Below are 6,536 nucleotides of genomic sequence, written 5' to 3'. Positions count from 1 at the left end.
CTGCGCATCAATCATGAAGTGGTGACTGCCTATGTCATGTCAAGGTCAGGCCGGCACGCCCCGTGAACGGTTACGTTGACACAAGCCGTCTACGACTATTTGGCAATCTTTTTTGGTATTTCTTTTCCTGCAGAGCTGGATTCGCCAGCTCCATGGCCTCGCATCATGGGATGGCCTGGCCTGGAGGGGTAATGCCTGCTGCCCATCTGCCCTTTAACCCCGAGCTGGAGCTGCAGCTGCGCGCCTGGCTGGCAGAAGATATTGGCCGCGGCGATCTCACGGCGGCGGCGCTGGCTGGTCGCCCTGGTCGGGCCCACTGGCTGGCCAAGGCGCCCGGGGTGTTTTGCGGCGGGGTGCTGGTGGAGCCGCTGTTCCGCTTGCTGGATCCGGCGCTGCGGCTGCAGTTGCTGGTGGTTGATGGGGAGCCGGTGGTGGCAGGCCAGCGGCTGCTGGAGCTGGAGGGTGGAGCCGCTGCCCTGGTGGCCGGCGAGCGCACGGCCCTCAACCTGGCGATGCGGCTCTCCGGCATCGCCACTGCCACCGCCGCCCTAGTAGCCGAGCTCGAGGGCACGGGCGTGCGCCTTGCCGACACCCGCAAGACCACACCGGGCCTGCGCCGACTCGAGAAGTACGCCGTGCGCTGCGGCGGCGGCAGCAACCACCGCCAGGGCCTCGATGACGCCGCCATGCTCAAGGAAAACCACCTGGCTTGGGCTGGTGGCTTGGAGGTGGCGATCGCGGCGGTGCGGGCCAATGGGCCCTGGCCGGCCCAGGTGATCGTGGAGGCGGAAACGGCGGCTGAGGCGGCGGCGGCGGTGCGGGCCGGCGCCGATGGGGTGCTGCTGGATGAATTCACGCCGGCCCAGTTGCGGCAGCTGGTGCCTGAGTTGCGCAGCCTGGCCGGCGGCCGGCAGCTGGTGCTGGAAGCCTCAGGCGTGCAGCCCGAGCAGCTCCGCGACTACGCCAGCAGCGGCATCGACCTGATCTCCACCAGCGCGCCGATCACCCGCAGCCCTTGGCTAGATCTCAGCATGCGGTTCGAGCTTTGAGTCCAGTTGGCACTAACGCCATGCCTCTGCATACTTTGGCTAGTTCATGTCGAGGTTGGGTGGCAGCACCAAAGCGCAGCTTTTCCAAGCGCAGCTCCCGCTTGGCTGGCCTTGGGCGCCGGCTGGCTGCTGGCGTGGGAGCTCTCGGGCTGCTGGCCGTAATGCCGGCGGCGGTCCAGGCCCAATCCCAAACCAAACCCCAGCCCAAAGCACAGCTGGAGGGGGCGGTGCAGCGGGCAGCGCGCAGCGGCGAGCTGGTGCTCAGTGGTTTCGCCGACGTCCCGCCCCTAATGAAGGTGAGCCCCCAGGGTCAGCCCTCCGGCTACGGCATCTTGGTGGCTGAACGCATTGCCGCTGAGCTGAGTCAGGCCGTTGGCCGGCCTGTGAGCGTCCGCTTTGCGCCGATTGGCGATCCGGCCAGCCTGGTGAACAGCATCACCAGCGGCAAGGCGGATCTCGCCTGCGGCCTGCCGTTCAGCTGGGAGCTGGACATGCAGGTGGATTTCTCGCTGCCGATCGGCCTTTCCGGCGTGAGACTGCTGGCGCCCAGCGGCCGTTTTGATGGCAGCCCGGCCGCTCTGGCGGGACGGCGGATCGGGGTGGTGCGCCAGTCGCTTGGTGAAACCGAACTGCGGGGCATGCAGCCCAAGGCCACGCCCGTTGCCTTCGACAACCTCAAGGCTGCCGTGGCCGCGATGCAGGCCGGCAGCGTCGACGGCGTAATTGGCGACACGATCGTGCTGGCGGGGCTGGTGCGCCAGCAGGGTCTGCCCGGCTTGGCCCTCAGTCCGGATTTCCCCTACGAGGCCTATGGGGTGAGCTGTGTGCTCGCCGAAAACGACTCGGCCTTCCGCAACGTGGTCAATCTGGCCATTGCCCGGCTGCTCCAGGGTTATCTAGATGGCCAGCCAGACACGGTGACCGCCGTGAACCGCTGGCTCGGTCCGGCGAGTGCGCTGGGATTGCCCGAGTCTGCGATCCGCGCCAGCTTTGAGGCTGTGCTGTTGGGGGTTGAGACGATTCGCCCCGTTCTTGAAGGTCAGGCTGCTTCGACCGGTCGCTGATCCCCTCGCTGAAACCCTTTTCGCAGTTGTTATGGCGTTCTTGAACCGCTCCCATCTCTTCGGCCTGTTACTGCTGGCCTCCCTGCCCCTCGATGGGGCGGCGGCCCTGGCCTTAGCCAGCGTCCAGCATGAGCCTTCAGCCCAGGATCAAACCGCAGCTAAATCAACCTCCCTCAGCATTGAGGAGCGGCTGAGCCGAATTGCGGCGGCAGTGCAGGAGCGCGATGGCACCGAAGCCTCAGGCTTGCCCGATGAAGGTATGCCCGATGACGCAGTGTCCTATGTGTTCGTAAACGGCTCGGGCTTGGGCTGGGGCAATGGCGGCTTTCGCAACGGCGGTTTTTATAACGGCGGTTTCAATAACGGTGGTTTTTATAACGGCGGCTTCCGTAATGGCGGTTTCAACAACGGTGGCTTCCGAAATGGCGGCTTCCGCAATGGCGGCTTTCTAAATGGTGGTCGCTACTGGCGCTGATCGCTCCCCAGGCTGCTGAAGTGGAAAGCCAGGCTTACGGCCCCGTGCGGCTGCTGGTGGTGCAGCCCACCCCCTACTGCAACCTCGATTGCGACTACTGCTACCTGCCCGATCGGGGTGATCGCAGCCAGCTCTCCCTGGAACTGCTCGAGGCGGCGGTGGAGCGGGTGCTCGATAGCCCCTATTTCGAGGGCCAATTCACCCTGCTTTGGCATGCGGGCGAACCGCTTATGGCGCCAATCGCCTTCTACGACCAAGCCAGTGCTCGCCTGCGCCAGCTGCTGGAGCGGCGCGGCCTGCCCGCCGGCACGATCGTCCAGTCGCTGCAGACCAATGCCACCGTGATCGATGGGGCCTGGTGCGACTGCTTTGAGCGCAATGACATTCACGTGGGGGTGAGCATGGACGGCCCTGCCTTCCTGCATGACGCCCACCGGGTTACCCGCACCGGCCTGCCCACCCATGGGGCGGTGATGCGGGGGATCGACTGGCTGCTGCGGCGCCAGATTGCTTTTCAGGTGATCTGTGTGCTCACAGCCGATGCCCTCGACCATGCCGATGGCCTGTTTGATTTCTTCCTCGAGCACGGCATCACCGACCTGGGCTTCAACATGGAGGAGACCGAAGGCGAAAACGCCGCCTCCAGCCTCAAGGCTCCCTGCGCTGAGCAGCGCTATCGGGCCTTTTTAGAGCGGTTTTGGCAGCGCTGCATGGAGCAGCCGGGGCGCCTGCGCCTGCGGGAATTTGACGGGATCGTCAGCCTGGCCTGCAGCAATGCCCGCATGGCCCAAACCGACATGAACGCCCCCTTCGCGATCGTCAATGTGGACGCCCGCGGCAATGTGTCGACCTTTGATCCCGAGTTGCTGTCGGTGCCCACCGCCGAATACGGCGATTTTGCTTTTGGTCATGTGTTGCACGACAGCCTGGAAGCCATCGCCGCAACAGACAAATTGCAGCGGGTGCTGCAGGAGATTCGCTCCGGTGTGGAGCGCTGCCGCCAGGAGTGCGAGTACTTCGGGCTATGCGGTGGTGGTGCGGGCAGCAACAAATACTGGGAGCAGCGCAGTTTCGACTGCACGGAAACCCAGGCCTGCCGCTATCGCATCAAGCTGGTGGCTGATGTAGTGCTGCAGGGAATGGAGGCAGACCTGCAGCTGGCTGGGGAGGGATGATCACAGCAAGTGCCTGCCGCCACTGCGGTCCACCGTTGCCATGCTGACCGTTCTCCAATCCCTGCAGGGCCAGCTTCTGCTAGCTATGCAGCGGGCCTTCCCGGAGGCGGACCAGCCCCTCGATCCCCAGCTGGCGCCAGCGTCCAAGCCGGAATTCGGTGACTTCCAGGCCAATGGGGCCCTACCCCTGGCCAAACCCCTGGGCCAGCCGCCCCGGGCTATTGCCACGGCGATCGTGGAGCAACTTACGGCCGATCCTGCCTTTGCCGAGCTTTGCCTGGAGCCCCAGATTGCTGGGCCCGGCTTCATCAACCTCACCCTGCGGCCCGAGCGGCTGGCAGCCGAGCTACAGGCCCGGCTCGGTGATCCGCGCCTGGGGGTGCCGAGCCTGGCGGAGACCTGGGTAGCCCCCACCCCGGTGATTGTGGACTTCTCCAGCCCCAACATCGCCAAGGAGATGCACGTGGGGCACCTGCGCTCCACGATCATTGGTGATGCTCTGGCGCGGGTGCTGGAGTTTCGCGGCCACCCGGTGCTGCGGCTCAACCATGTGGGCGACTGGGGCACCCAGTTTGGGATGCTGATTACCCACCTGAAGCAGGTGGCGCCCGAGGCCCTCGATACCGCCGATGCGGTGGATCTGGGTGATCTGGTGGCCTTCTATCGCCAGGCCAAGGCCCGCTTCGACGCCGACGAAAGCTTCCAGACCATCTCCCGTGAGGAGGTGGTGAAGTTGCAAGGGGGCGATCCGGTGTCGCTCAAGGCCTGGGGATTGCTGTGCGACCAGAGCCGCCGCGAATTCCAGAAGATCTACGACCAGCTCGGCATACGTCTTGCTGAGCGCGGCGAATCCTTCTACAACCCCTACCTGCAGGAGGTGGTTGACGACCTCAGGGCTGCCGGTCTGCTGGTGGTCGACGCCGGTGCCGGCTGCGTGTTTCTTGAGGGGGTGAGTGGCAAGGACGGCCAGCCCCTGCCGCTGATCGTGCAGAAGAGCGATGGCGGCTTCAACTACGCCACCACCGACCTGGCGGCGATTCGTTATCGCTTCGCTCCCGCGCCGGCCGGCGATGGCGCCAGCCGGGTGATCTATGTGACCGATGCCGGTCAGGCCAACCACTTCGCCGGGGTCTTCCAGGTGGCCCAGCGGGCGGGCTGGATACCCTCCCACTGCAGCGTCGAGCACGTGCCCTTCGGTTTGGTACAGGGCGACGATGGCAAAAAGCTCAAGACCCGCTCCGGCGACACGGTGCGGCTCAAGGACCTGCTCGATGAGGCGGTGGAGCGCACCGAGGCCGATCTGCGTCAGCGCCTCGCCGATGAGCAGCGCAGCGAAGACGAGGCCTTCATCCAGCAGGTGGCCACCTCCGTGGGCTTGGCGGCGGTGAAGTACGCCGACCTCAGCACCAACCGGATCACCAACTATCAGTTCAGCTTTGATCGGATGCTGGCGCTTACGGGCAACACGGCGCCCTATCTGCTTTACGCGGTGGTGCGCATCGCCGGCATCGCCCGCAAGGGAGGCGATCTGGGGGCTGGCGCCGTTGCTTCACTCACCTTCAGCGAAGCGCAGGAGTGGGCGCTGGTGCGGGAGCTACTCAAGTTTGATGGGGTGATTGCTGAAGTTGAGCAGGAGCTGTTGCCTAATCGGCTTTGCAACTACCTGTTTGAACTGAGCCAGGTGTTCAACCGCTTCTACGACCAAGTGCCGGTGCTCAAGGCTGAAGAGTCCGCCCGCGCCTCCCGCTTGGCCCTGTGCCGCCTCACCACCGACACGCTCTCCCTGGGTTTGGGCTTGCTGGGTATCCCCACCTTGGAGAGGATGTGATGGAGCTTGTGCGTTCAATAAGCCTGCCTTTGAGATTACGCTCATTTGCGCAGACGATATGCTCCACACCAGGCCAATTTGTTGGCTGCCTGTCTATCAAGTTCTGGCATGCAGCTCTGCGAAATCTTGTCTATAAGGGTCGTGATCGAAAAGCAGCAAACAAAGAATGCATAGCCTATTTTCGTCAAAGCTTTGGCATCTGGGGTGGTTAAATAATCACAAGAGAGGATGTCATCTTTAAGGCAGTGGTTGCTAGTATTTAACCAAGCTTGCCTTCAAGCTGATTATATTTCATTTTGAGTCCTCCAACAAGTGCAGCGAATCGCGAAAATTCAGAAGGTACAGAGCGCAATAGAAAGCCACATTTTGAGAGTGCAAAAAAATCGGTAATCATGTCATCAGAACTTGTTTGACGAAGTTGGGATTGGTCGTATGAAGCGCAGTTATGGATAACACGTAGATTAGTATTTTTTGTAATTATTTCACTCCATGTATTTCTTGCTTCCAGGCTGTCGCAAGCAAGATACGCATGGTTGCAGCCATTAAGTGTAGAATGACTGTGAAGAGTTTTGAGTATTCTTTGTATTGAATCTCTTGGCACTTGTCTAGGGTTGTTTGCGTGATGAGAGTCTGTTGTGCGAATATGTATCCCAATGCAATGGGCTCCAAGGGGCATTGAAGCAATATTTGCTTTTACCGCAAAAGATTTTGGCTTTATCTTTTTCATGCCGTCGTAGCCAAACTTCTTAATAATTGTTCCTTTGGCACTGTTGTGATGTACCGTGAGAAAATATGGGCTATTTATCCTGGTTTTGGCTTGGGTAAAATAAATTCCTTCAATATCAATTAAATCAGATATTATCCAGGGAAACTCGTTACTGCTTTTCTCTTCGTAGTGAAAATATTTAATTTGATAAAATTTCGATAAAAATATTAAAAGTGACA

The 6,536-nt window shown here is 61.3% G+C and carries 6 protein-coding genes; 5 read left to right on the top strand and 1 reads right to left on the bottom strand.

The genetic code is table 11. The annotated features are described in order from the left end of the window. Window positions 1-191: 191 nt before the first annotated feature. Genes nadC through argS form a run of 5 tightly spaced genes read left to right on the top strand, consistent with a single transcriptional unit; the run spans window position 192 to window position 5,591 of the window. Entirely contained in the window at window positions 192-1,049 is an 858-nt protein-coding gene (nadC, locus tag AC01FP_RS15410) for a carboxylating nicotinate-nucleotide diphosphorylase (RefSeq protein WP_474481557.1), read from the top strand. Window positions 1,050-1,108: 59 nt separating this feature from the next. Continuing rightward, the gene (gene grrP / locus AC01FP_RS15405; RefSeq protein ID WP_474481556.1) at window positions 1,109-2,113 is read left to right on the top strand and encodes an extracellular substrate binding-like orphan protein GrrP; all 1,005 of its coding nucleotides are present in this window, start codon (window positions 1,109-1,111) and stop codon (window positions 2,111-2,113) included. A gap of 31 nt (window positions 2,114-2,144) precedes the next feature. Further along, window positions 2,145-2,588 carry a GrrA/OscA1 family cyclophane-containing rSAM-modified RiPP gene (grrA, locus tag AC01FP_RS15400; protein WP_474481555.1) on the top strand — a complete coding sequence of 148 codons (444 nt, stop codon included), beginning with the start codon at window positions 2,145-2,147 and terminating at the stop codon, window positions 2,586-2,588. 20 nt (window positions 2,589-2,608) lie between these two features. Continuing rightward, entirely contained in the window at window positions 2,609-3,763 is a 1,155-nt protein-coding gene (gene grrM / locus AC01FP_RS15395) for a cyclophane-forming radical SAM/SPASM peptide maturase GrrM/OscB (protein WP_474481554.1), read from the top strand. A gap of 40 nt (window positions 3,764-3,803) precedes the next feature. Next, entirely contained in the window at window positions 3,804-5,591 is a 1,788-nt protein-coding gene (argS, locus tag AC01FP_RS15390) for an arginine--tRNA ligase (RefSeq protein ID WP_474481553.1), read from the top strand. 259 nt (window positions 5,592-5,850) lie between these two features. Here the strand turns inward: argS and AC01FP_RS15385 are convergent. Further along, window positions 5,851-6,536, bottom strand: a 686-nt coding sequence (locus tag AC01FP_RS15385; RefSeq protein ID WP_474481551.1) for an O-fucosyltransferase family protein, incomplete at its 5' end; no start/stop codon positions are given.

The sequence above is a fragment of the Cyanobium sp. NIVA-CYA 375 genome, from assembly GCF_056108345.1.
This window is presented reverse-complemented; position numbering and strand designations above follow the sequence as displayed.

Coding starts and splice junctions, on each gene's coding strand:
- nadC (WP_474481557.1), top strand. CDS start 192: ATGCCTGCTGCCCATCTGCCCTTTAACCCCGAGCTGGAGCTGCAGCTG.
- grrA (WP_474481555.1), top strand. CDS start 2,145: ATGGCGTTCTTGAACCGCTCCCATCTCTTCGGCCTGTTACTGCTGGCC.
- argS (WP_474481553.1), top strand. CDS start 3,804: ATGCTGACCGTTCTCCAATCCCTGCAGGGCCAGCTTCTGCTAGCTATG.